This window comes from Plantibacter sp. CFBP 8775, from assembly GCF_014839505.1.
GTDB lineage: Bacteria > Actinomycetota > Actinomycetes > Actinomycetales > Microbacteriaceae > Plantibacter > Plantibacter auratus.
This window is the reverse complement of sequence record NZ_JACYNV010000002.1, coordinates 100096-124842: the sequence shown is the minus strand read 5'-3', so window position 1 is coordinate 124842 and position 24747 is coordinate 100096. Positions and strand designations below refer to the sequence as shown.

18 protein-coding genes and 1 pseudogene are annotated in these 24747 nt (G+C 70.0%); 16 read left to right on the top strand and 3 right to left on the bottom strand.

The annotated features are described in order from the left end of the window. The first annotated feature begins 6 nt into the window (after positions 1-6). The 10 genes and pseudogenes from IFR14_RS13200 (at position 7) to IFR14_RS13155 (ending at position 13465) form a co-directional block, all read left to right on the top strand. The gene (locus IFR14_RS13200) at positions 7-1503 is read left to right on the top strand and encodes an aldehyde dehydrogenase family protein (RefSeq protein WP_191941375.1); all 1497 of its coding nucleotides are present in this window, start codon (positions 7-9) and stop codon (positions 1501-1503) included. After that, positions 1500-2356 (top strand): annotated as a pseudogene (locus tag IFR14_RS13195) (aldehyde dehydrogenase family protein); the annotation flags it as partial. The gene IFR14_RS13200 and the pseudogene IFR14_RS13195, both read left to right, overlap by 4 nt. 24 nt (positions 2357-2380) lie before the next feature. Next, the gene (locus IFR14_RS13190) at positions 2381-3979 is read left to right on the top strand and encodes an SDR family oxidoreductase (RefSeq protein WP_191941374.1); all 1599 of its coding nucleotides are present in this window, start codon (positions 2381-2383) and stop codon (positions 3977-3979) included. Between the two features lie 9 nt (positions 3980-3988). Further along, positions 3989-4987, top strand: a complete 999-nt coding sequence (locus tag IFR14_RS13185; protein ID WP_191941373.1) for a malate dehydrogenase — start codon at positions 3989-3991, stop codon at positions 4985-4987. Between the two features lie 82 nt (positions 4988-5069). Next, the gene (locus IFR14_RS13180; RefSeq protein WP_137243265.1) at positions 5070-5294 is read left to right on the top strand and encodes a heavy-metal-associated domain-containing protein; all 225 of its coding nucleotides are present in this window, start codon (positions 5070-5072) and stop codon (positions 5292-5294) included. Further along, positions 5294-7588 carry a heavy metal translocating P-type ATPase gene (locus tag IFR14_RS13175; RefSeq protein ID WP_191941372.1) on the top strand — a complete coding sequence of 765 codons (2295 nt, stop codon included), beginning with the start codon at positions 5294-5296 and terminating at the stop codon, positions 7586-7588. Before IFR14_RS13180 ends, IFR14_RS13175 begins: the two co-directional genes overlap by 1 nt. Before the next feature lie 165 nt (positions 7589-7753). Beyond that, a complete protein-coding gene (locus IFR14_RS13170; protein WP_161578599.1) occupies positions 7754-8944 on the top strand; it encodes a GAF domain-containing protein in 1191 nt (396 codons plus the stop codon). A 114-nt stretch (positions 8945-9058) separates the two neighbouring features. Continuing rightward, positions 9059-10582 carry an acetaldehyde dehydrogenase ExaC gene (gene exaC, locus IFR14_RS13165; protein WP_137243262.1) on the top strand — a complete coding sequence of 508 codons (1524 nt, stop codon included), beginning with the start codon at positions 9059-9061 and terminating at the stop codon, positions 10580-10582. Positions 10583-10723: 141 nt separating this feature from the next. Further along, a complete protein-coding gene (locus IFR14_RS13160) occupies positions 10724-11116 on the top strand; it encodes a DUF779 domain-containing protein (RefSeq protein ID WP_079707135.1) in 393 nt (130 codons plus the stop codon). Positions 11117-11281: 165 nt separating this feature from the next. Beyond that, positions 11282-13465 carry a DEAD/DEAH box helicase gene (locus IFR14_RS13155; protein ID WP_159879123.1) on the top strand — a complete coding sequence of 728 codons (2184 nt, stop codon included), beginning with the start codon at positions 11282-11284 and terminating at the stop codon, positions 13463-13465. 57 nt (positions 13466-13522) lie between these two features. On the opposite strand, the gene IFR14_RS13150 is transcribed toward IFR14_RS13155, so the two are convergent. Next, on the bottom strand, positions 13523-13789 hold the full coding sequence (locus IFR14_RS13150; RefSeq protein WP_064294490.1) for a mycoredoxin: 267 nt from the start codon (positions 13787-13789) through the stop codon (positions 13523-13525). 146 nt (positions 13790-13935) lie between these two features. Here IFR14_RS13150 and IFR14_RS13145 point away from each other — a divergent pair, with 146 nt between their 5' ends. Beyond that, positions 13936-14964 (top strand): 6-phosphofructokinase, encoded by a 1029-nt coding sequence (locus tag IFR14_RS13145; RefSeq protein ID WP_064294489.1) that lies wholly within the window; start codon positions 13936-13938, stop codon positions 14962-14964. Positions 14965-15024: 60 nt separating this feature from the next. Here IFR14_RS13145 and IFR14_RS13140 read toward each other — a convergent pair whose 3' ends face one another. Next, a complete protein-coding gene (locus tag IFR14_RS13140; RefSeq protein ID WP_191941371.1) occupies positions 15025-17127 on the bottom strand; it encodes a S9 family peptidase in 2103 nt (700 codons plus the stop codon). 76 nt (positions 17128-17203) lie between these two features. On the opposite strand from IFR14_RS13140, the gene IFR14_RS13135 reads away from it, so the two are divergent. The 4 genes from IFR14_RS13135 to IFR14_RS13120 all read left to right on the top strand — a co-directional run bounded on the left by IFR14_RS13135 (position 17204) and on the right by IFR14_RS13120 (position 21596). Beyond that, on the top strand, positions 17204-18043 hold the full coding sequence (locus tag IFR14_RS13135) for an aldo/keto reductase (protein ID WP_191941370.1): 840 nt from the start codon (positions 17204-17206) through the stop codon (positions 18041-18043). 53 nt (positions 18044-18096) lie between these two features. Beyond that, positions 18097-19941, top strand: coding sequence for a DUF2207 family protein (locus IFR14_RS13130; protein WP_191941369.1), 1845 nt, complete (start codon positions 18097-18099; stop codon positions 19939-19941). Positions 19942-20085: 144 nt separating this feature from the next. Beyond that, positions 20086-21264, top strand: a complete 1179-nt coding sequence (locus IFR14_RS13125; RefSeq protein WP_079707130.1) for an inorganic phosphate transporter — start codon at positions 20086-20088, stop codon at positions 21262-21264. Then, positions 21261-21596, top strand: a complete 336-nt coding sequence (locus tag IFR14_RS13120) for a peptidase (RefSeq protein ID WP_086473906.1) — start codon at positions 21261-21263, stop codon at positions 21594-21596. The genes IFR14_RS13125 and IFR14_RS13120 overlap by 4 nt, the downstream gene beginning before the upstream one ends. 219 nt (positions 21597-21815) lie before the next feature. On the opposite strand, the gene IFR14_RS13115 is transcribed toward IFR14_RS13120, so the two are convergent. Continuing rightward, entirely contained in the window at positions 21816-23093 is a 1278-nt protein-coding gene (locus IFR14_RS13115; RefSeq protein WP_079707128.1) for a uracil-xanthine permease family protein, read from the bottom strand. Positions 23094-23228: 135 nt separating this feature from the next. On the opposite strand from IFR14_RS13115, the gene IFR14_RS13110 reads away from it, so the two are divergent. Beyond that, entirely contained in the window at positions 23229-24680 is a 1452-nt protein-coding gene (locus IFR14_RS13110; RefSeq protein ID WP_137243259.1) for an NCS2 family permease, read from the top strand. The last annotated feature ends 67 nt before the right edge of the window (positions 24681-24747 follow it).

The following is a 24747-nucleotide window of genomic DNA, read 5'->3' as shown; positions in this document are numbered from 1 at the left end:
GACATCATGAGCTTCCTCGAATACGCACCAGCCCCGGAGTCCACCTCCGTCCTCCACCTCCGTTCCGAGTACGGCCTCTTCATCGACGGCGAGTTCACCGAGGGCACGGGCGGGACCTTCCAGACGATCTCACCGAGCACCGAGCAGTCGATCGCGACGATCTCCGCGGCGAGTGACGCCGACGTCGATCGCGCCGTCACCGCCGCGCGGCGTGCCTACGACCGCGTGTGGTCGAAGCTGTCGGGCGCCGACCGCGGCAAGTACCTCTTCCGGATCGCGCGCCTCGTCCAGGAGCGCGCCCGCGAGCTCGCCGTGGCGGAGAGCCTCGACAACGGCAAGCCGATCAAGGAGTCCCGCGACGTCGACGTCCCGCTCGTCGCCGCCTGGTTCTTCTACTACGCCGGTTGGGCCGACAAGCTCGACTACGCGGGCCTCGGCGCGAACCCCCGTGCCCTCGGCGTGGCCGGGCAGGTCATCCCGTGGAACTTCCCGCTCCTCATGCTCGCGTGGAAGGTCGCACCGGCGCTCGCCGCCGGCAACACGGTCGTCATCAAGCCGGCCGAGACCACGCCGCTCACGGCACTCATCTTCGCTGAGATCCTCCAGCAGGCCGAGCTGCCGGCCGGTGTCGTGAACATCGTCACGGGTGCCGGAGCGACCGGCGCGGCGATCGTGCGCCACCCCGACGTGAACAAGGTCGCCTTCACCGGGTCGACCGCCGTCGGGCGCGAGATCGCGAAGACCATCGCCGGCAGCGACAAGCGCCTGACGCTCGAGCTCGGTGGCAAGGCCGCGAACATCGTGTTCGACGACGCACCGATCGACCAGGCCATCGAAGGCATCGTCAACGGCATCTTCTTCAACCAGGGTCACGTCTGCTGCGCCGGATCACGGCTCCTCGTCCAGGAGAGCATCCACGACGAGGTCGTCGACCGCTTGAAGAGCCGTCTGCAGACGCTGCGCGTCGGCGACCCGCTCGACAAGAACACGGATGTCGGCGCGATCAACTCGGCCGAGCAGTTGGCCCGCATCCGCGAGCTTTCGGACATCGGCGAGCTCGAAGGCGCCGAACGGTGGAGCCCGGACTGCGAGCTGCCCGAGAACGGGTTCTGGTTCGCGCCGACGATCTTCACGAACGTGTCCACCAGTCACCGGATCGCCCGCGAGGAGATCTTCGGTCCGGTCCTCTCGGTCATGTCCTTCCGGACGCCCGCGGAGGCCATCGCGAAGGCGAACAACACCCCGTACGGACTCTCCGCGGGTATCTGGAGCGACAAGGGCAGCCGGATCCTCGCGGTCGCGGACAAGCTCCGCGCCGGCGTCATCTGGGCGAACACCTTCAACCGGTTCGATCCCGCCAGCCCGTTCGGCGGGTACCAGGAGTCGGGGTACGGCCGCGAGGGTGGTCGCCACGGGCTCGGTGCCTACCTCGCGCCGGCCGGACCATCGGCCGCCGCCACCGTCGCGTCGTCCACGAGCACCACGAAGGAGGAGCAGCGATGAGCCGGCTCACCATCCCGAAGACCTACAAGCTCGCCATCGGCGGCAAGTTCCCACGCAGCGAATCCGGAAGGACGTACGAGGTGACGAACGCCAAGGGGGAGTTCCTCGCGAACGCATCGCTCGCCTCGCGGAAGGACGCCCGCGACGCGGTCGTCGCCGCACGATCGGCACTCGCCGGTTGGTCGGGTGCCACCGCCTACAACCGCGGGCAGGTGCTCTACCGCATCGCCGAGCTGCTCGAGGGTCGGCGGGCGCAGTTCATCGAGGAGATCGTTCAGGCCGAAGGCGTCTCGCAGGCGAAGGCCGCAGCACAGGTCGACGAGGCCATCGACCTCTGGGTCTGGTACGCGGGCTGGGCGGACAAGTACGTCCAGGTGGTCGGGGGAGCGAACCCCGTCTCGGGTCCGTACTTCAACCTCTCGGTTCCGGAGCCGACGGGCGTCGTCGCGCTCATCGCGCCGCAGGACTCGTCGCTCCTCGGATTCGTGAGCGTCGTCGCTCCGGCGCTGGCCGCGGGGAACACGGTCGTCGTGATCGCGAGCGAGCGCCTGCCGCTCTCATCGATCAGCCTCGCCGAGGTGCTCGCCACGAGTGACGTCCCCGGCGGCGTCGTCAACGTGCTGACCGGATCGCCGGCTGAGATGGCTCCGTGGCTCGCATCGCACGCCGACGTCAACGCGATCGACCTCGCCGGCGCCGGAGCACTCGACTGGATCGAGCTCGAGGTCCTCGCGGCCGAGACGCTCAAGCGTGTGGTCCGCCCGAACGGTTCCCGGGGCTCGGTCCCGGCGAGCCTCGACCGCATCACCGCGTTCACCGAGGTGAAGACCGTCTGGCACACGAAGGCGCTCCTNCGACGGGTCGTAACGTTGCACCCATGACCGAATCATCGACTCCGAAGCGCGTGCTCGTCACGGGTGCCACCGGCTACATCGGCGGGCGGCTCGTGCCGCGGCTGCTGGAGGCCGGGTACACGGTCCGGGTGCTCGTGCGCTCGCCGCAGAGGCTCACCGACGTGCCCTGGCGCGATCAGGTGGAGGTCGTCGAGGGCGATCTCGGCGACGCGGCTCAGGTCGCATCGGCCTGCGCGGACGTCGACGTCGTCTACTACCTCGTGCACTCCATGGGCGGCAAGGGCGACTTCGAGCAGACGGAGCTCGACGCCGCCGAGCACGTCGCCGCCGGCGCTGCCGCGGCAGGGGTGTCGCGCATCGTCTACCTCGGTGGCCTGCACCCGGAGGGCGTCGAGTTGTCGAAGCACCTGCGGTCCCGCACCGAGGTCGGGCGGATCCTGCTCGCTTCGGGTGTTCCGACGATCGTCCTGCAGGCCGGTGTGGTCATCGGTTCGGGATCGACCTCCTTCGAGATGATCCGCCATCTGACGGACATCCTGCCGTACATGCCGGCACCGCGCTGGGTCCGGAACTTCATCCAGCCGATCGCGGTCCGTGACGTCCTGCACTACCTGCTGGCGAGCGCCGAGGTCGACCGCGACGTGAACCGGGCCTTCGACATCGGCGGCCCCGACGTCCTCCGGTACGGACAGATGATGAACGGCTATGCGGTCGAGGCCGGCCTCCCGCAGCGCCCGATCGCGCCGCTCCCGGTCCTCACCCCGTGGTTGGCCTCGCAGTGGGTGAACCTCGTGACCCCGATCCCGCGCCGGCTCGCGTCGCCGATCATCGAGTCGCTGCTCGTCGACTGCGTCATGGGCGACCACGACATCGACGCGGTCATCCCGCCGCCGGAGGGCGGTCTGACGGGGTACCGACGCGCGGTGCGCCTCGCGCTGCAGCGCATGCGCGACGGTGAGGTCGAGACCTCCTGGCGGAACGCGACAGTGGACGGCGCGCCGAGCGACCCGCTGCCGAGCGACCCCGACTGGGCCGGACACACCGTCTACATCGATCTCAAGGAACGGAAGACCTCCGCGAGCGCCGACCGTCTCTTCTCGGTGATCGAGTCCATCGGCGGCGAGAACGGTTGGTACTCCTTCCCGTTGGCGTGGGCGATCCGTGGCTGGATGGACAAGCTCGTCGGTGGTGTCGGGTTGCGACGTGGTCGCGACGATCCGCAGCACCTGAGCGTCGGGGACGCCCTCGACTTCTGGCGCGTGGAGTACCTCGAACGCGGTCGGATGTTGCGCCTGCGCGCCGAGATGCGCGTGCCCGGTCTGGCATGGCTCGAGATGAGCGCGACCCCGGTCGGCGACGGCTCGGTCTACCGGCAGCGCGCCGTCTTCTTCCCGAAGGGGCTCGGCGGACGCCTCTACTGGTTCGCGATCCTGCCCTTCCACGGGATCATCTTCAACGGGATGGCGAACCGCATCACGGAGGCGGCGGTCGCGCTGCCGTCCGAGACCTCGGCCCAGCGGAAGAGCCGGGTGGGCCCGGTGTCTCCCGAGGAGCACGACGCAGTGGACTCCGCAGAGGCGGACATGCAGGCCTCCCGACCCACGCCGGAGGCCGCGGAGTAGCGTGGGCGTATGAGCGAACCCACCGTCGTCACCGTCACCGGAGCCGGAGGCCAGATCGGCTACTCCCTGCTCTTCCGCATCGCGTCAGGTCAGCTGCTGGGGCCGGATCGGCCCGTCGTCCTGCGCCTGCTCGAGATCCCGCAGGGTCTCGGAGCGGCCGAGGGGACGGCATTGGAACTGCAGGACTGCGCGTTCCCGCTCCTGGCGGGGGTCGAGGCGACGACCGAGATGTCGCGCGCCTTCGACGGGGTGGACGTCGCCCTGCTCGTCGGTGCCCGTCCACGTGGTCCGGGCATGGAGCGAGCCGACCTCCTCGCGGCCAACGGCGGGATCTTCGCACCGCAGGGCGCGGCGATCGGAGCCGGCGCGGCCGACGACGTGCGCGTCCTGGTGGTGGGCAACCCGGCCAACACGAACGCACTCATCGCGCAGTCGGCGGCAGGCGGGGTGCCGGCCGAACGGTTCACCGCCCTGACCCGACTCGACCACAACCGTGCCGTCGCGCAGTTGGCCGCCAAGACCGGCGCACCCGTGTCCGAGATCGACGGCGTCGTGATCTGGGGCAACCACTCGGCGACCCAGGTGCCGGACCTCTCCCACGCGACGGTCGGAGGTCGTCCGGCCCTCGAACTCGTCGACGAGGAGTGGATCGCCGACGAGTTCATCCCACGGGTGGCGAAGCGCGGTGCGGAGATCATCGCGGTGCGCGGCTCGTCGTCCGCCGCCTCGGCCGCTGCCGCCGCCATCGACCACGTGCATGACTGGGTGAACGGCACGGCGATCCCGGGCCGGCCGGAACGCTGGACCTCCGTGGCGCTTCCGTCGGAGGGCTGGTACGGCGTGCCGGAGGGGCTCGTGAGTTCGTTCCCGGCCCGCTCGGTCGACGGACGCTGGGAGGTGGTCGAGGGGCTCGACGTCGCGCCCGTCTGGCAGCGCCGCATCGACGCCTCCGTGGCGGAACTCGAGGAGGAGCGGGCGGCGGTGCGGGCGCTCGACCTGCTCGGCTGACCCGGCGATCGCGTCCCGCGGACGGTTGCAAGGGGTACCCCCTGGGGGTATAGTGAAGGCTCCGATCCACTGAGGAGGACGCATGTCCGAAACCACCGCAACCACCACCTACCGGGTCGACGGCATGACCTGCGCGCACTGCGTGTCCGCCGTTACGACCGAGCTCTCCGCGCTCTCCGGCGTCGACGGGGTCGCCGTGGATCTCGACGCGGGGACGGTCACGGTCTCGGGTGCCTCATCGGCCGACGAGGCGGCCATCGGTGCCGGTGTCCAGGAAGCCGGCTACACCCTCGTGGGTCGTCGCTGATGAGCGCTCCACTCATCCAGCTCGACCTCGACATCGAGGGCATGACCTGCGCGAGTTGCGTGGCACGCGTCGAGAAGCGGCTGACCGCGCTCGACGGTGTCGAGGCGCAGGTCAACCTCGCGACCGAACGGGCGACGGTGACCGCGCCCTCCACCGTCACCGCGGACGAGCTGGTCGCGGCCGTCGCGAAGGCCGGCTACACGGCGACGGTGCGTCCGCCCGCTGACGAACGCGCCGCGGCGAACCGGGAGCAGACTCCGACGTCGGGACCGCCGTCGGACCCCTCGGCGACCGTGACGACGCTCCGTACCCGCCTCGTCGTCAGTGCGGTGCTGGCGTTGCCCGTCGTGCTGCTCGCGATGATCCCCGCCTGGCAGTTCGACCACTGGCAGTGGCTCTCGCTGACCCTCGCGACGCCGGTCGTCTTCTGGGGTGGGTACCCGTTCCACCGGGCGACGTTCGTGACGCTGCGGCACGGCTCGGTGACGATGGACACCCTCATCACGCTCGGGACGGGGGCCGCGTACCTGTGGTCCGTCTGGGCGCTCTTCTTCGGCATGGCCGGGATGACGGGCATGCGGCACGAGTTCACCTTCTTCGCACCCGACGCCGACCCGTCGAGCGCGCTGTACCTCGAGGTGGCCGCCGGCGTGACCGTCTTCCTGCTCGCCGGCCGCCTCATCGAGCAGCGGTCGAAGCGTGCCGCCGGCGAGGCACTCCGCGACCTCATGACGCTGGGCGCCTCCGAGGTCTCCGTGCTCCGGCACCGTGCGCCGGACCCCACCGACCTCATGGCGCCCACCCGCACCGAGGAACGGATCCCGATCGAGCAGCTGCTCGTCGGAGACCACTTCCTCGTGCGCCCCGGCGAGTCCGTCGCCACCGACGGAATCGTCGTCGAGGGGGCGGCGAGTGTCGACGAGAGTCTCGTGACGGGGGAGTCCGTCCCGGTCGAGCTCACGGCAGGCTCGCGGGTCATCGGTGGCACGATCGCACGCGGCGGCAGTCTCGTCGTGCGGGCGACGGCCGTCGGCGCCGAGACGCAGCTGGCGCGCATGGCTCAGGCGGTCGAGGCGGCGCAGCTCGGGAAGAGCCGGGTCCAACGGCTCGCCGACCGCGTCTCGAGCGTGTTCGTCCCGGTCGTCCTGGTGATCGCCCTCGGCACCGCCATCGTGTGGGCGCTCACCGGCTCGACCATGGAGGCGGCGTTCACCGCCGCGGTCGCCGTCCTCATCATCGCCTGCCCGTGTGCGCTGGGACTCGCGACCCCGGTGGCCCTCCTCGTCGGGACGGGGCGTGGCGCGCAGCTCGGCATCCTCATCGCCGGACCGGAGGCGCTCGAGCGGGCGAGCGGCATCGACCGCATCCTGCTCGACAAGACGGGGACCGTCACGTCCGGGCGGATGAGCGTCAGGGAGGTCTGGGCGGCCGGTGCGACGGACGAGGTGCTCGCGCTCGGCGCGGCGCTCGAAGCGGCATCCGAGCACCCCATCGCCGAGGCGATCGTCGCGGAAGCGACCCGCCGCGATGCAGCTCGTCCGGTGGTCTCGGACTTCGCGAGCCTCGAGGGTCTCGGCGTCACCGGCACGATCAACGGCGGAAGCGTGCTGGCCGGACGTCCCGCCTTCGCGGAGGACCAGGGCTTCCGCATCGGGCCGGACGCGGCGAGCGCCCTGGCTGCAGCCGCGGAGCGTGCGAGCACCGTGGTGGTCGTCGCCTGGGACGGCGAGGTCCGCGGCGTCGTCGAGGTCGCCGACACCGTGAAGCCGGAGGCCCGCGCCGCCATCGGACGTGCCGTGTCCCTGGGGATGACACCGGTGCTCCTCACCGGCGACAACGCGGCCGTCGCAGCGCGGGTCGCGGCCGAGGTCGGGATCACCGAGGTGATCGCCGACGCGAGCCCCTCCGACAAGGTCGCCGCCGTCGAACGGCTCCAGTCGGCGGGTCACCGCGTCGCGATGATCGGCGACGGGGTGAACGACGCCGCGGCGATCGCCACGGCCGATCTCGGGATCGCCATGGGGACGGGCACGGATGCGGCCAAGGGTGCAGCCGACCTCAGCATCGTCTCCGGTTCCCTCGCCACGGCGATCGACGCCGTGCGGCTCTCCCGACGGACGCTCGGGATCATCCGCGGCAACCTGTTCTGGGCGTTCGCGTACAACGTGGCGGCGATCCCGCTCGCCGCCCTCGGCCTCCTCAACCCGATGATCGCGGGTGCGGCGATGGCGTTCTCCAGCGTGTTCGTCGTGCTCAACAGCCTGCGCCTCCGCCGGTTCCGTCCGGCCGCCTGAGGTTACCCGTCGACCGGCGGGCTGCGGCGGATACACTGTCCGCAGAACCGGTCGACGTGGATGGGTGGTGGTGAGGTGTCCAGTCCGTGGCTGGCGGCCCCGGCGCGTGCCGAAGCGCAGCGCGGACTCGTCCGACGGCTTGTCCGCGAGTCGTGGGAACGGTCGATGGGCCGTCATCTCGACCCGGACAACCTCATGCCGGAGCTCGCCTTCGACGAGGACGAGTTGCGCGACCATCGGCTCGGACACCCGCTCGCCGGCGTCCTCCCGGTGATCACCAAGCTGCTGGTCAACGACGCGGACGACGACTCCGGCATGCTCGTCGCGGTGGGCGACGCCATGGGCAGACTGCTCTGGGTGGACGGCGACCGCCATCTGCGGCGACGGGCGGAGGGCATGCTCTTCGTCGAGGGTGCCGGGTGGTCGGAGCGGGAGGTGGGGACGAGCGCACCGGGCACCGCGCTCGAACTCGACCACGGCATCCAGATCCACGCGGCCGAGCACTTCAACCGCCTCGTGCACCCGTGGAGTTGCACGGCCGTCCCGGTGCACGATCCCGAGACCCGGCAGATCATCGGCGTGATCGACATCACCGGTGGCCCGCAGGCGGTCGCCTCGCATGCACTGCCGCTCATGGAGGCGACCGCGGCCGCCGTCGAGTCCGAGATCATGGTGCAGCGGCTGCGCGCGGTCGCCGACCGTCGGTTCGCCGGTCGCCCACGCACGGACACACCCCGCCGGACGACCACGGTGCGGCCCGGCCTGCAGGTGCTCGGCCGTGACACCGGCCTGCTGGTCGGACACGGGGCGAGCCGCCCGACCGAACTCAGCCGACGGCACGCCGAGATCCTGACCCTGCTGGCCTGGCACCACCAGGGCCTCAGCGCCGACGCGCTCGCCGGGCTGCTCTACGACGCGGACGAGGCGTCGGTCACCCTCCGGGCGGAGCTCGTCCGGCTGCGGAAGGTGCTCGGCGGGACCGCGCCGACACTCGTGCCGGCCTCGCGGCCGTACCGGCTCACCACCCCGCTCCAGCTCGACGCCCACCAGGTGCTGTCCCTCCTCGACCGCGGCGCCCACCGCGCAGCGCTCGCCGCGTACCCGGGTCCGCTCCTGCCGGACTCCACCGCCCCCGGTGTCATCGACCTCCGCGACCGGGTCGCGACGCGCCTCCGCGAGGCGATGCTGACCGACGCCTCGGCGGACCTGCTGCACGACTACATCCGGACCGCGGCCGCGCCCGACGACGTCGAGGTCCTGCACGCCTGCCTCCGACTGCTGCCGCCGCGGTCACCGAAGCGTGCTGGCCTCGTCGCTCGCATCGAGGCGATCGACGCCGACCTCTCGGCGTCCTGACGGCCGATCCGGTCCGCGGTCCTCGACGCAACCTCCTGCAACCTCCGGCCGACTAGCGTCGACGGCACGCACCTGAGCGGTGCGACACCGACAACGTCGTCGACAAGGAGTGACATGACCGTCTACGCCAACCCGGGTACCGAAGGTGCCGTGTTCAGCTACGCCCCCCGCTACGACCACTTCATCGGGGGCGAGTACGTCCCGCCCGCGAACGGTCAGTACTTCGAGAACCAGACCCCGGTCACCGGAGCCGTGTTCACCGAGATCGCCCGAGGCACCGCGGCCGACGTGGACCGAGCGGTCGAGGCGGGATGGAAAGCGTTCCCCGCCTGGTCGAAGACGAGCGTCGCCGAGCGCGCGGTGATCCTCAATCGCATCGCCGACCGCATGGAGGAGCACCTCGAGGAGATCGCCGTCGCCGAGAGTTGGGAGAACGGCAAGCCGGTCCGCGAGACCCTGGCCGCCGACATCCCCTTGGCGATCGACCACTTCCGGTACTTCGCCGGGGCGATCCGTGCGCAGGAGGGCGGCATCTCGGAACTCGACCATGACACGGTCGCCTACCACTTCCACGAACCGCTCGGCGTCGTCGGACAGATCATCCCCTGGAACTTCCCGATCCTCATGGCCGTGTGGAAGCTCGCACCGGCGCTCGCAGCAGGCAACTGCGTCGTGCTGAAGCCGGCCGAGCAGACCCCGGCGTCGATCCACCTCATCGTCGACCTCGTGAAGGACCTGCTGCCGGCCGGGGTGCTCAACGTCGTCAACGGCTTCGGCATCGAGGCCGGCGCCCCGCTGGCCTCCCACCCGCGGATCCGGAAGATCGCGTTCACCGGTGAGACCACGACCGGTCGCCTGATCATGCAGTACGCGAGCGAGAACCTCATCCCGGTGACGCTGGAGCTCGGCGGCAAGAGCCCGAACGTGTTCTTCGAGGACGTGGCGCGCGAGCACGACCAGTACTACGAGAAGGCGCAGGAGGGCTTCACGATGTTCGCCCTGAACCAGGGCGAGGTCTGCACCTGCCCGAGTCGGGCGCTCGTCCAGCGTTCCATCTACGACGGCTTCGTGGGCGACGCGCTGGCCCGCATCGGCAAGATCAAGCAGGGTAATCCGCTCGACACGGACACGATGATCGGTGCCCAGGCGTCGAACGACCAGCTCGAGAAGATCCTCTCCTACATGGACATCGGCAAGCAGGGCGGCGCGAAGCTGCTCATCGGCGGCGAGCGCGCCGACCTCGGCGGTGAGTTGAGCGGCGGGTTCTACGTCCAGCCGACCGTCTTCGAGGGGACGAACGACATGCGGATCTTCCAGGAGGAGATCTTCGGGCCCGTGCTCGCGCTCACGAGCTTCGCCGACTACGACGAGGCGATCTCCATCGCGAACGACACCCTCTACGGCCTCGGCGCCGGTGTGTGGAGCCGTGAGGCGACGACGCTGTACCGGGCCGGGCGGGCCATCGAGGCGGGACGCGTCTGGTCGAACACCTACCACCAGTACCCGGCGCACGCGGCGTTCGGCGGGTACAAGCAGTCGGGCATCGGCCGGGAGAACCACAAGATGATGCTCGACCACTACCAGCAGACGAAGAACCTGCTCGTGAGCTACGCGGAGGGGCCGATGGGCTTCTTCTGATCGACATCCCCGGTCCCTGAGCCCCCATCCGGTCCCTGAGTCCCCATCCGGTCCCTGAGCCTGTCGAAGGGCGCCCTTCGACAGGCTCAGGGACCGGCGGAGGGGCAGGGCCGGATCCACGACACGACGAAGGAGGACACCATGACCGGACGGGTCGACGTCACCGACGCTGCGGCCGCACTGGTGCGTGAGATGACCGCGCTGCACGGACCGCTCATGTTCCATCAGTCCGGCGGCTGCTGCGACGGGAGTTCGCCCATGTGCTACCCCGTCGGGATGTTCCGCACGGGCGCGGTCGACGTCCTGCTCGACACGCTCGACGTGCCCGGGCTCGACGCGCCCGTCGAGGTCTACATGTCGCGTTCCCAGTTCGAGTACTGGAAGTACACGCACCTGACGATCGACGTGGTGCAAGGGCGCGGCAGCGGGTTCAGTGTCGAGGCCCCGACGGGGCAGCGCTTCCTCATCCGCTCGCGCATGCTCGACGACGCCGAACTCGAGCGGTTCGGACTCGTCGACAGCGCGCCGGACTGAGCGCTCGCGACCGATGCGGCCGATGGCGTAGACTGGGCACACGCCCGTCGGGCGCCCGTGTCGGTCTCGTGCAACGCTCTGTTGCTCCACGACGACCAGTCGGGCCCGGCGCCCGTCTCTTCCGGCCCCTCGGCCGATGAGGCTCTTCGACTGCTCAGGAGGAGCATGCCGCACACCGGCCAGCAACGCCGTTCCCAGGGGCGTTCCAGCACCCGTTCATCTGGCCGCTCGAACCCCAGAGGGTCCTCGTCGCGTCACGACGACGACGCGCCGATCATCCCCATCCTCGCCCGCAAGGTGCGCGAGGTCGAGGCGAAGGCGCAGAAGGGCAAGGTCGGGCCAACCAACCGGACCAAGTACCAGGTCATCGCCTTCCTCGTCCGCGAGGAACGTGCCAGGGTCAAGGCCGACACGAGCTACAGCGACGCCACGCGGGCCGAGCTCCTGAAGCGTCTCGACGGTGTGGCGACCATCCTCGCCAAGACGGCGGCGCGCGACACCTCGCTCATCCAGCTCCTCGAGGCCGACGCCGCGACGAGCCCCGTCGCGCAGCGGCTCCGGCGCGACTGGCTCCTCGAGTCGGGCGCCGAACTCAGCGCCGACGAACTCATCATCACCGTCGAGAAGCCCGTCGTGGAATCCGTCGTCCCGGCCGAGCTCGCCGAGAAGCAGGTCATCCCGCAGTCGGTCAAGGCACGTCAGTTGGCCAATCCGTTCCTCGCCCCGGACTTCAGCCAGGCGGCACCGCAGCCGACCGTGCGTCGACGACTCGACAGCTGGGAGCTCATGGGCCCCCTGTACAAGGCGTTCGAGCTCGGTTCCGGCGGGGGAGCGGCCTCGATGGACCTGCCCGAGGCCCCGAAGCTCGACCGGCTCTCGCCGCGCGGCCTCGAGGTCATGAAGCACCAGGCGCGCTTCGTCGAGAGCGTCCGTGAAGGACACCGTTCCTTCCTGCTCGCCGACGAGCCGGGCCTCGGCAAGACCGCGCAGTCGGTCCTCGCCGCCTCGGTCGCCGAGGCGTACCCACTCCTCGTCATCGTCCCGAACGTCGTCAAGATGAACTGGGCGCGCGAGGTCGAGCGCTGGACGCCGCACCGACGCGCCACGGTCATCCACGGCGACGGCCAGGCGCTCGACGCCTTCGCCGACGTCATCATCGTGAACTACGAGGTCCTCGACCGCCACCTCGCCTGGCTCGGGACGCTCGGCTTCCGCGGCATGGTGGTCGACGAGGCGCACTTCATCAAGAACCTCCACTCCCAGCGCTCGCAGCACGTGCTGTCACTCGCGAACCGGATCCGGAAAGCGACGCCCGGCCAGGACCCGCTGCTGCTCGCGCTGACGGGTACGCCGCTGATCAACGACGTCGAGGACTTCAACGCCATCTGGCAGTTCCTCGGCTGGATCAAGGACGGCAAGCCGACCGCCGAACTCATGGAGCGGCTCGAGGACACCGGCCTGACCCCGGCCGAGCACGCCTTCTACGCCGCCGCGCGGTCCGCCGTCATCGACATGGGCATCGTGCGCCGCAAGAAGCTCGACGTCGCCAAGGACCTGCCCGCCAAGCGCGTCGCCGACCTCCCGGTCGAGCTCGACGACGAGGCGATCCGGTCCATCCGCGACGCGGAGGCCGAGCTCGGGCAACGGCTCAAGTCCCGCTACGTGCGGGTCCTGGAGTCGCGTGGTGAGCGCGTCGACGCGCTGCACGAGCCGAACACCGACCTCATGCGCATGGTCGCCCAGGCCGAGCTCGACGAGTCCAAGGCCGCCGGTGGCACGGAGAACGTGTTCACCATGATCCGCAAGATCGGTCAGGCCAAGGCCGTCCTCGCCGCCGACTACACGGCGCAGCTCGCGAGGTCCGTGGGCAAGGTCGTGTTCTTCGCGAAGCACATCGACGTCATGAACGCGGCCGAGCAGTTGTTCGCGGGTCGCGGCTTGAAGACGGTGTCGCTCCGCGGCGACCAGACCGCGCAGGCGCGTCAGGCCGCGATCGACGCGTTCAACACCGATCCGGAGGTCGCGGTCGCGGTCTGTTCGCTCACCGCCGCCGGCGTCGGGGTCAACCTGCAGGCCGCGTCCAACGTCGTGCTAGCCGAGTTGTCCTGGACGGCCGCCGAGCAGACCCAGGCGATCGACCGCGTGCACCGCATCGGTCAGGAGGAGCCGGTCACCGCCTGGCGGATCATCGCCGCGCACACGATCGACGCGAAGGTCGCGGAACTCATCGACAGCAAGCAGGGCCTGGCCGCTCGCGCGCTCGACGGCAGCGACCAGGACGTCGCGTCGGTCGACTCGGTGCAGCTGAACGCCCTCGTCCACCTCCTCCGCGAGGCGCTGGGCGCCTGACGTCCGGTTCGTCCGGCCGGGTGACCACGGGTCGCCCGGCCGGACGTCGGCGGCGCGTCAGACGCCGAGTGCCGCCTTCACCTGCGCGAGCGACGGGTTCGTCGCGGTCGAGCGGTCGGGGAAGATCACCGTCGGGACCGTCTGGTTGCCGCCGTTCAGCGAGGCGACGAGGTCGGCGGTCCCCGGGACCTGCTCGATGTCGACCTCGGTGAACGGGATGCCGGCTGCGGACAGCTGGTGCTTCAGTCGGGCGCAGTACCCGCACCAGGTCGTGGAGAACATCGTGATGCCGCCATCGGCGGGCAGGTAGTCGTCGGCACTCATCCCAGCAGCCTAACCCCGGTGGACGAGGCACCGACCCTCTGGGCCGGAGGACCGCCCACGCCGGATGAAGCACCGTCGGCGAGACGGTATTGTCGGGGATGACTCCCGGCACCTGAGGTGCCCCGATCCCCATGAGGACTGTTGATATGAGAATTGGTGTGCTCACGAGCGGCGGCGACTGCCCCGGCCTGAACGCGGTCATCCGAGGAGCGGTCCTCAAGGGGACGAAGATCCACAACCAGGAGTTCATCGGCATCCGCGACGGCTGGCGAGGAGTCGTCGAGGGCCTGACGATGCCGCTCGACCGCCACAGCGTGCGTGGTCTCGCCAAGCAGGGTGGCACCATCCTCGGCACGAGCCGCACCAACCCGTTCGAAGGACCGCACGGCGGCCCGGAGAACGTCCAGCACACCATGGACCGGCTCGGCATCGACGCGCTCATCGCCATCGGCGGAGAGGGCACGCTCGCCGCTGCGAAGCGGCTCACCGACGCCGGCCTCAAGATCGTCGGCGTCCCGAAGACGATCGACAACGACCTCGACGCCACCGACTACTCCTTCGGCTTCGACACCGCCGTCGAGATCGCGACCGAGGCCATCGACCGCCTCCGGACGACGGGCGAGTCCCACAAGCGGTGCATGGTCATCGAGGTCATGGGCCGGCACGTCGGCTGGATCGCCCTGCACGCCGGTATGGCGGCGGGTGCCCACGCCATCCTCATCCCGGAACAGCCGCAGTCGATCGAGCAGATCTGCGAGTGGGCGGACAGCGTCTACCAGCGCGGTCGCGCCCCGATCATCGTCGTGTCCGAGGGCTTCACGCTCGACACCATGGAGACCGCGCACTCCGAGAAGGGACTCGACGCGTTCAACCGTCCCCGTCTCGGCGGCATCGCCGACGTGCTCGCACCCGAGATCGAGCGCCGCACGGGCATCGAGTCCCGCGCGACCGTGCTCGGCCACCTGCAGCGCGGTGGCGTCCCGAGCGCCTACGACCGCGTGCTCGCCACCCGCCTCGGTATGGCCGCCATCGACTCCGTCATGGCCGGCGACTGGGGCACGATGATCGCACTCCGCGGCACCGAACTCGTCAACTGCCGCTTCGAAGAGGCGCTCGGCAAGCTGAAGACCGTGCCGCAGGAGCGCTACGACGAAGCGGCGATCCTCTTCGGCTAGACGCCCGCCGCACCGACGACGCCCCTGCTCCGGACGGAGCAGGGGCGTCGTCGCTTCCGATCAGGCCGGATCGGTGTCCGTGAGTTCGAGCACATCGAGCAGCCAGGCGAGCTCCTCGGCGCGCTCACGCCACGCGTTGTAGCGGCCGCTCACCCCGCCGTGCCCGGCGCTCATCTCGATCTTCATCAGTGCCGGTGCTCCGGCGTCCCGCAGACGGGCCACCCACTTCGCGGGTTCCACGTACAGGACGCGGGTGTCGTTGAGGCTCGTCGTCGCGAGGATGCGCGGGTAGCGCTTCGCCGGGTCGACGTTCTCGTAGGGGCTGTACGCCTTCATGTACGCGTAGACCTCGGGGTCGTGGAGCGGATCGCCCCACTCGTCCCATTCGATGACCGTCAGGGGGAGCGACGGGTCGAGGATGCTCGTCAGCGCGTCGACGAACGGGACGCCGGCGAGGATGCCCGCGAAGCGGTCCGGCGCACGGTTCGCCACGGCGCCCATGAGGAGGCCACCGGCGCTGCCGCCCTCGGCGACGAGCCGGGCAGGCGTCGTCCAGCCCTCGCGGATGAGGTGGTCGGCCACGTCGACGAAGTCGCTGAAGCTGTTCTGCTTGTGGAGCTTCTTGCCGTCCTCGTACCAGTGGCGCCCGAGTTCGCCGCCGCCGCGCACATGGGCGATCGCGAAGGTCACGCCGCGGTCGAGCATCGACAGCCGCGCGATCGAGAAGGACGGGTCCATGCTGGCCTCGTACGAGCCGTACCCGTAGAGGTGGAGCGGCCCGGGCCCCTGGACACCGACCCGGCGCACGATGGAGATCGGCACGCGGGTCCCGTCCACGGCCGTCGCCCACTCCCGGAACTGCTCGTAATCCGCCGGGTCGTAGTCGCCGAGGACCGGCTGCTGCTTGCGCACGAAGCGTTCGCCGGACCGGACGTCGAGTTCGAGCACCGTCGACGGCGTCACGAGGGACCCGTATCCGAACCGGAGCATCGGTTGAGCCCACTCGTTGTTGCCGTGCCAGCCCACGGTGGACAGCGGTTCGTCGAAGGCGATCTCGTCGATGTCGCCACTCGTCGGGTCGAGCAGGCCGATACGCGTGAGGCTGTCGCGCCGATAGGAGACGGTGGTCACGGCCTCGAACGCCTCGACGTCCTCGAGCCGGCGCTCGCTGCTGTGCGCGACGACGACCCGCGCCGTGCCGAGCGGATCCGAGAGTGGCACCTCGACGAGCTCGAAGTCCGGCGCGTCCCGGTTGTGCAGGATGAGCAACCGGTCTGCGCCGTCGGCCACCCGGTGTTCGACGCTGTACTCGACGCCGTCGGTCCGCGGCCAGACGATCCGCGCCTCATCGGACAGTGCGTCGGCGGGGACGAGTCGGGTCTCGCTCGTGACCGACGAGCCGGCCTCGATCAGGAGCAGCGCGCGGCTGCGGGTGAATCCGGCGCCGACCCAGAACCGCTCGTCGGGCTCGTGGAAGAGGACCGTGTCGTCGTCCTGGGACGTCCCCACCCGGTGCAGGTGCACGGTGTCGGGGCGCCAGCTCTCGTCGACCGTCGTGTAGACGATGGCGGTGCCGTCGGGGGAGAACTCCGCCCCGCCCGCGGTCCCGAGGAGCTCGTCGTCGAGGTCGACGCCACTCGCGAGGTCCCGGACACGGACGGTGTACCGCTCGTCGCCTTCGACGTCGACGCCGTAGAGCAGTCGCGTGCCGTCGTCCGACACGTCGAAGCTGCCGAGGGAGAAGAACTCGTGGCCCTCCGCCTCGACGTTGGCGTCGAGGATGATCTGCTCGCCGGGCGCCGCGCCGCCCTCGGGCAGGGTCGGCGGCGTCCAGTCGTCCGGGTCGGCGACCGGGATGCGGCACTGGATGCCGTACTGGCGGCCTTCGACACTGCGCCCGTAGTACCACCACGCACCGGAACGGGTCGGGACCGAGAGGTCGGTCTCGAGCGTGCGTCCCTTGATCTCCTGGAAGATGCGCTCGCGCAGTCCGGCCAGATGGGCCGTCTCCTGCTCGGTGTAGGCGTTCTCCGCCTCCAGGTGCGCGATCACCTCCGGTGACTCCTTCTCACGGAGCCACTCGTACGGGTCCACCACGGTGTCGCCGTGATGGGTGCGTTCGGTCGGTCGGGTCTGGGCACGGGGGGCAGAGAGCTTCGCCATGGTCCAACGCTAGTCGAGGCGCGCCCTCCCAGCCCGCTCGGAGCCATCCGAGGGCCGCCGGGTCTAGCGTGGGGTGATGACGACCATCCCAACATTCGCGCTCAACGACGGTTCGAGCGTCCCCGCGATCGGTTTCGGCACGTACCCCCTGCGAGGCCGCGAGGGCACCGACGCCATGCTGTCCGCCATCGACGCGGGCTACCGACTGATCGACACCGCCGTGAACTACCGCAACGAGGACGCCGTCGGCGCCGCGGTCCGCGAGACCGACGTCCCGCGTGACGAACTCGTCGTCGCGACGAAGCTGCCCGGCCGCGACCACGGCTACGAGGAGACCATCACCTCGTGCCGCGGATCCCTGGCCTCGCTCGGCCTCGACCACATCGACCTGTACCTCATCCACTGGCCGAACCCCTCCGTCGGCCGCTTCGTCGAGTCGTGGAAGGCCATGATCCAGCTGCAGCGCGAGGGCCTCGTCCGCAGCATCGGCGTCTCGAACTTCACCGAGGAGTTCCTGACCCGCCTCGCCGACGAGACGGGTGTGCTGCCGGCCGTCAACCAGGTCGAGCTGCACCCGTACTTCCCGCAGGAGGAACTCCTCGCCTTCCACCGCGAGCACGGTGTCGTCACCGAGGCGTGGAGCCCGCTCGGCAAGGCACAGGCGCCGTTCGCCGAGGAACCCGTCGCAGCGGCCGCCGCGGCGCACGACGTCTCACCGGCACAGGTCGTCCTGCGCTGGCACCACCAGCGCAGCGTGCTCCCGATCCCGAAGTCCGCCTCCCCGGAACGCCAGCGCACGAACATCGACGTCTTCGGCTTCGAGCTCAGCGACACCGAGGTGCAGGCGATCACCGCACTCGGGCGGACCGACGGCAGGCTCTTCGACGGAGACCCCAACACCCACGAGGAGATGTGAGTCCCGGCGGGCGCGTCCGCGCGCCCGCCGGCACCCCTCCTAGACTTGGCCGGGTGAAGCCCAGACGTCGTCGCCTGTCCCCGGTCCGTGCCCGCTCCTCGCGGGTGCTTCTCGTCGCCCTGGCCCTGGGGGTGGGTGCACCGCTCGTCGCGACCCTGGCGAGCACGCAGCCCGCCGCGGCCGACGCTCGGACCGACGTGTCCGACTTCACCTTCGCGTCCTTCGACGGCGACTACACCCTGAGTCGTGGCGGCGACGGTCAAGCCGAGCTGCGCGCGGTCGAGACCTTCGTCGCGGAGTTCCCCGACTCCGACCAGAACAAGGGCATCATCCGAGCGATCCCGGACGAGTTCGACCGGGCACCACTGCACACGGAGATCGTCTCGGTGACCGACGCCGACGGTGCGCCCGTGGAGTGGGAGACCGACCGCGACGGTGACTTCCTCGAGCTGTCGCTCGGGACGGACGACTACGTGCGCGGCACGCAGAGCTACATCATCACCTACACGCAGCGCGGCGTCGTCGGCGCCTATCGCGACACACGCTCCGACGAGTTCTACTGGGACGCGCCCGGGACCGGCTGGGACCAGCCGTTCGCCGACGCCAGCATGACGGTGCGGGTCGCGCCCGACATCGCCGACACGCTCACCGGTGACGGCGCCTGCTACCGCGGGGATCCGGACGACAGCTCGCCGTGCGACCTCTCCCAAGCGGAGGACGCCGACGGAGACGTCTTCACGACCTCCTCCGTCCCGTTGCAGGCCCGCCAGACGCTGACGGTCGCGATCGGGTTCGAACCGGGCACGTTCGTCCAACCGGCCCGCCCCGGCGAGGCACCGGTCTTCTCCATCGTCCCGATCGTCCTCGGCGCGCTGTCGGCCGCGGGGCTCGGAGCACTCCTGTGGATCCGACTGCGCTTCTGGCGGGACCACCCTGGTCGTGGCGTTATCGTGCCGCAGTACTCCGCCCCGAAGCAGATGAACCTCCTGCTGGCGGGCGACCTCGCCGGTCGCGCCGCCTCGTCGATGGCCGCCGAGATCGTCAGCCTCGCCGTCCGCGGCAAGCTCCGGATCGTGGACGGACCGGGCAAGAAGGACTATTCCCTGCAGTACCTCGACGACAGCGCGACGGATGAGCAGGAACGGCGCGTGCTCGCCGCGCTCTTCCCCGACCGGAACCGACCGCGGGAGATGAAGGAGGTCGACCCGGCGCTCGGCAAGGCGGTCACCGCGGAACTCGCGGCCGCCAAGCGGAACGCCCTCGACCTCGGCCTCCGACGCTCGGTCTCCTCCGGGCGGGCGTGGATCATCGTGGGGGCGCTCGCCGTCCTGGGCGTCGCCGGGATCGTCCTCTTCGGGGTCGCCTACTCCCAGCGAGCGGACAACGGCTGGTCGGTCGCCGCGCTCTTCGTGACCGGGATCGCGCTGCTCGCCGGGATCGTGTTGGCCATCGCACCGAAACCGCTCACCGCCACCGGTGCCGATGCGCGGGACGAGTTGCTCGGCCTCCGCGACTACCTCGCGCTGGCGGAGCAGGACCGCTTCCGCATGTTGCAGAGCCCCGACGGTGCCGAACGGGTGGACCTCGGCGACCCCGGCCAGCTCGTCCGGGTCACCGAACGGCTCCTGCCCTTCGCCGTGCTCTGGGGCGTGGAGCGCGAGTGGGCGAAGGAACTCGGCATCCGCTACGAGCAGGCCGGGAGTGCGCCGTCGTGGTACGCCTCGAACACCCCGTTCCAGGCGGCGATGTTCGCGAACGCGTTCTCCGGCTTCTCCGGATCGGCGTCGAGTACGTCGGCGTCCTGGTCGACCAGTGGGGGAGCGAGCTCATCCGGCGGCTCGACCGGCGGCGGCTTCGCGGGCGGCGGCGGAGGCGGCGGAGGCGGCGGCGGGCGCTGATCGGCGTCGAGTTGACCTCGACCGGGCAGGGTGTAAGGATCATGTACGGCGGGTGAACCGCCCGTATCCAGCACGTGAATTCCCCCCAAACATCTCGTCGGGGAGCACTGTGTCCGTATTCGCTCCGCCTCGAGAAAGACACCAGTGGAACTCGTTACCCTGACTGTCGTGCTGGTCATCGCACTGGCACTGTTCTTCGACTTCACGAACGGGTTCCACGACACGGCGAACGCCATGGCGACCCCGATCGCCACGGGCGCCCTCAAGCCGAAGACCGCCGTCCTGCTCGCCGCGATCCTCAACCTCGTCGGTGCGTTCCTGTCCACGGAGGTCGCGAAGACCATCTCGGGCGGGCTCATCCGAGAGGGCGAGGGCGGCATCCGGATCGGACCGGAGCTGATCTTCGCCGGGCTCATCGGCGCGATCGTCTGGAACATGCTGACCTGGCTCCTCGGTCTGCCGTCGTCGTCCAGCCACGCACTGTTCGGCGGGCTCATCGGCGCGGCGATCGTCGGCGCCGGCTTCGGCTCGATCGACTTCGGTGTCGTCCTCTCCAAGGTCATCCTCCCGGCGTTGATCGCCCCCGTCACGGCGGGGCTGGTCGCCTACTCGGCGACGAAGCTCGCCTATCGGATCACGCGCCGCTACGACGGCAAGCCCGACGGTCGCGACGGGTTCCGGTACGCGCAGATCTTCTCCTCGTCCCTCGTCGCCCTCGCGCACGGTACGAACGACGCACAGAAGACCATGGGTGTCATCACGCTCACCTTCATCGCGGTCGGCGTGCAGGCGGTCGGGACCGGCCCCGAGCTCTGGGTCATCGTCGTCTGTGCCCTCGCCATCGCGCTCGGCACCTACATGGGCGGCTGGCGGATCATCAAGACCATCGGCACGGGACTCACCGACGTCAAGCCGGCGCAGGGCTTCGCGGCCGAGACGAGCACCGCCGCGACGATCCTCGCGTCGAGCCACCTCGGCTTCGCCCTCTCCACCACGCAGGTCGCCTCCGGATCCGTCATCGGCTCCGGTCTCGGGCGGCGCGGATCGAAGGTCCGCTGGGGGACCGCCGGGCGCATCGCCCTCGGCTGGTTGATGACCCTGCCCGCGGCCGGCATCGTCGGGGCACTCGCCGCCGCCGTCGCCCACCTCGGTCTTGTCGGCATCATCATCGACGCCGTGGTGGGGGTCGGTGTCATCCTCACCATCTTCCTGATCTCGCGCCGGAACCAGGTCGACCACAGCAACGTCGTCAGCGAGGTCGCCGACTCCGGTCGTGCGGTCAAGATCAAGCGCAACCCCAAGCCCAAGAAGGTGAAGAAGTGATCGACTGGGCAGCATTCCTAATCGTCTTCGCGACGTCGCTCGTCGGTGCGACCGCGATCGTCAGTCTCTACTCCCTCGGGCTCCGGCTCCTGACCACCGCCGGGCGCGTGCCCGTGGTGGCGCCGGCCGAGTTCACCGACGCGATCACGGTCATCACGCCGGAGGAGGCCGCGAAGGCGGCGAAGCGGGCCGCGAAGGCCGCTCGGAAGAACCCGTTGACTCCGGCGCAGCAGAACCTGGCCCGCGCCGGCGCCTACGCCTGCTTCGCCCTGTGTGCGGCGGCGGTCCTCTTCGGCATCTACCTGATCGTGCCGTTCTTCCACCAGGGCTGACCCCTCGGATCCGCCGGCGCACCGCGCTGACGCGAGCGCGGGCCACCGGTCCGGGACCGATCCGTGTGGGGGCGCCAGCGCGGTGCGCTGACGCGAACCGCACCTACCCGGCGTGACCGCGCGTCACACACGTGAGCGCGGGGCTCGAGAGACCCGCGCTCACGCGTACGACCCGCGCTGACGCCAGCGCACCGCGCTGGCGCACCCGCACCGGACGGGTCAGGCGGTCTTCCGCCAGCGGCCGATGGTCGTCATCACGTGGTAGATGACGATCGCGGCGATCGTGCCGAGCGCGATCCCGTTGAAGCTGACGTCGCCACCCGCCACCCAGGTGAAGTCCGCGATGCCGATGATGAGCGCCGTCGCCGCGGTGAACTGGTTGACGGGCTTCGAGAAGTCGACCTTGTTGTCGAGCCAGATCTTCACGCCGATGATCCCGATGAGTCCGTACAGGGCCGTCGTGACGCCGCCGAGGACGCCCGCCGGGATGGTGTTGATGACCGCACCGACCTTGGGGGAGAGGCCGAGGAGGACCGCGAACAGACCGGCGACCCAGTAGGCCGCCGTGGAGTAGACCCGCGTCGCCGCCATGACGCCGATGTTCTCGCCGTAGGTCGTCGTGCCCGAACCGCCGCCGAAGCCGGCCAGCATCGTCGCCAGGCCGTCGGACAGGAGCGCGCGACCGGTCTGCTTGTTGACCGAGGCGTCGGTCATCTGCGCGACGCCACGGATGTGGCCGACGTTCTCGGCGATGAGGACGAGCACGACGGGGAGGAACGCCGGGAGGACCGCCCAGACCGCCGGGTTCGAGATCGGGTTGTCCGCGAGGTGGAACTCGGGGAGGCCGACCCACGCGGCGTCCGCGATCTTCGAGAAGTCGATCTCCTGACGGATCGCCGCGACGATGTACCCGACCACGACACCGATGACGATCGACAGTCGGCCGAGGATCCCGCGGAAGACGACGGTCGACAGGATGACGGCCGCGAGCGTCACGAGGGCGGTGATCGGAGCCGCCACGAAGTTGTTCTTCGCGGCGGGGGCGAGGTTGAACCCGATGAGCGCGACGATGGCACCGGCGACGACCGGCGGCATGAGCGCATCGATCCACCCGGTGCCCGTGACCTGCACGATGACGCCGACGAGCGCCAGGAGGAGCCCCACCGCGAGGATGCCGAAGAGGGCGCTGCCCATGCCCTGGCTCGCGACCGCGGCGGAGATGGGGGCGATGAAGGCGAACGAGGAGCCGAGGTAGCTCGGCACGCGGTTCTTGGTGATGACGAGGAACAGGATGGTGCCGACGCCCGAGAAGAACAGCGTCGTGGTGGGCGGGAACCCGGTCAGCACGGGGACGAGGAACGTGGCGCCGAACATCGCGACGACGTGCTGCATGCCGAGGCCGATGGTCCGCGGCCAGGTGAGCCGTTCTCCGGGGCCGACGATCGCGTGGGTCGGGACGTGCTTGCCGTCGCCGTGCAGAGTCCAGGGCAGCGCCATGTGAGCTCGATTCCGTGAGGAGGGTGCTGGGTAAGGGGTCCAGCCGATCGTAGCGGCACCCTCGCATCCCGGTCGTCGCGGGGCGGTCCGCCGTGCCGGTACGCTGGTTGCTTCGATGCAGACCCAGGAGGTCCAGTGACCACGACGCCCACCGCTCCGCGCTCGTTCCGAGAGCGTCTCGACGGTTTCTTCGAGATCAGCAAGCGCGGCTCGACCGTCGGAGGCGAGGTGCGCGGCGGCCTCGTGACCTTCGTCGCGATGGCCTACATCGTCATCCTCAACCCGATCATCCTGAGCGGCTCGGCCGACGTCACCGGTGGCGAGCTCGGCTTCGCCCAGGTCGCCGCCGTGACCGCCCTGACCGCCGGCGTCATGACGATCCTCTTCGGTCTCGTGGCGCGGCTGCCGTTCGCCTTCGCGGCCGGCCTCGGCATCAACTCGTTCCTCGCGGTCAGCGTCGTCGGTCAGGTCACCTGGGCCGAGGCGATGGGGCTCGTCGTCATCAACGGGCTGATCATCGTCCTCCTCGCGGCGACCGGACTCCGCGCCATGATCTTCAACGCGGTGCCCATCCAGTTGAAGATCGCGATCACGGTCGGCATCGGCCTCTTCATCGCGTTCATCGGCTTCGTCGACGCCGGCTTCGTCCGCTCGACGGGCGCCGGTTCGCCGCCCGTCGGCCTCGGGATCGAGGGCTCGGTCGCCACCGTGCCGACCGCCGTGTTCGTCATCTCCCTGCTGCTCACGGGGGTGCTCGTCGCACGCAAGATCAAGGGCGCCCTGCTCATCGGCATCGTCGCCTCCACGATCATCGCCATCATCGCCGAGGCCGTCTTCAAGGTCGGCGCCTCCAACGGCGGCGAGAACCCCGGTGGCTGGAACCTCAGCGTCCCGACCCTGCCCACCCAGGTCGTCGGGGTGCCCGACCTCAGCCTGCTCGGCCAGGTGAGCTTCGGCGGCTTCGAGCGCATCGGCGTCCTCGCCGCGCTCATGCTCGTCTTCACCCTCGTGTTCACGAACTTCTTCGACGCCATGGGCACGATGACCGGGCTCTCGAAGGAGGCCGGTGTGGCGGACGCCAAGGGCGACTTCCCGCGACTCCGCTCGGCGCTCATCGTCGAGGGTGTCGGTGCGGTCGCCGGTGGCGCGACCTCGTCCTCCTCCTCGACCGTCTTCATCGAATCCGGTGCGGGCATCGGCGAAGGGGCACGGACCGGCCTCGCGAACCTCGTGACCGGCGCGCTGTTCCTGCTCGCCATGTTCTTCACGCCGCTCACGCAGATCGTGCCCTCCGAGGTCGCCGCCGCCGCGCTCGTCATCGTCGGGACGCTCATGATGTCGCAGATCAAGGACATCGTCTGGACCGAGTTCTCGGTCGCGCTCCCGGTGTTCCTGACGGTCGTCGTCATGCCGCTGACCTACTCGATCGCCAACGGCATCGGCGCCGGCTTCATCGCCTGGGTCGTGCTCCGCTCCCTGTCCGGGAAGGCGCGCGAGATCAGCCCGCTGCTGTGGGTCGTCGCAGCCGGGTTCCTCGTCTTCTTCGCCCGCGGACCCATCGAGCAGCTCCTCGGCGTCGCGTCCTGACCGTCCGCGGTCGGCCGCCCTCGGGTGGTCGACCGCGGCGGAGCACGTCGGCGGTGACTCCTAGACT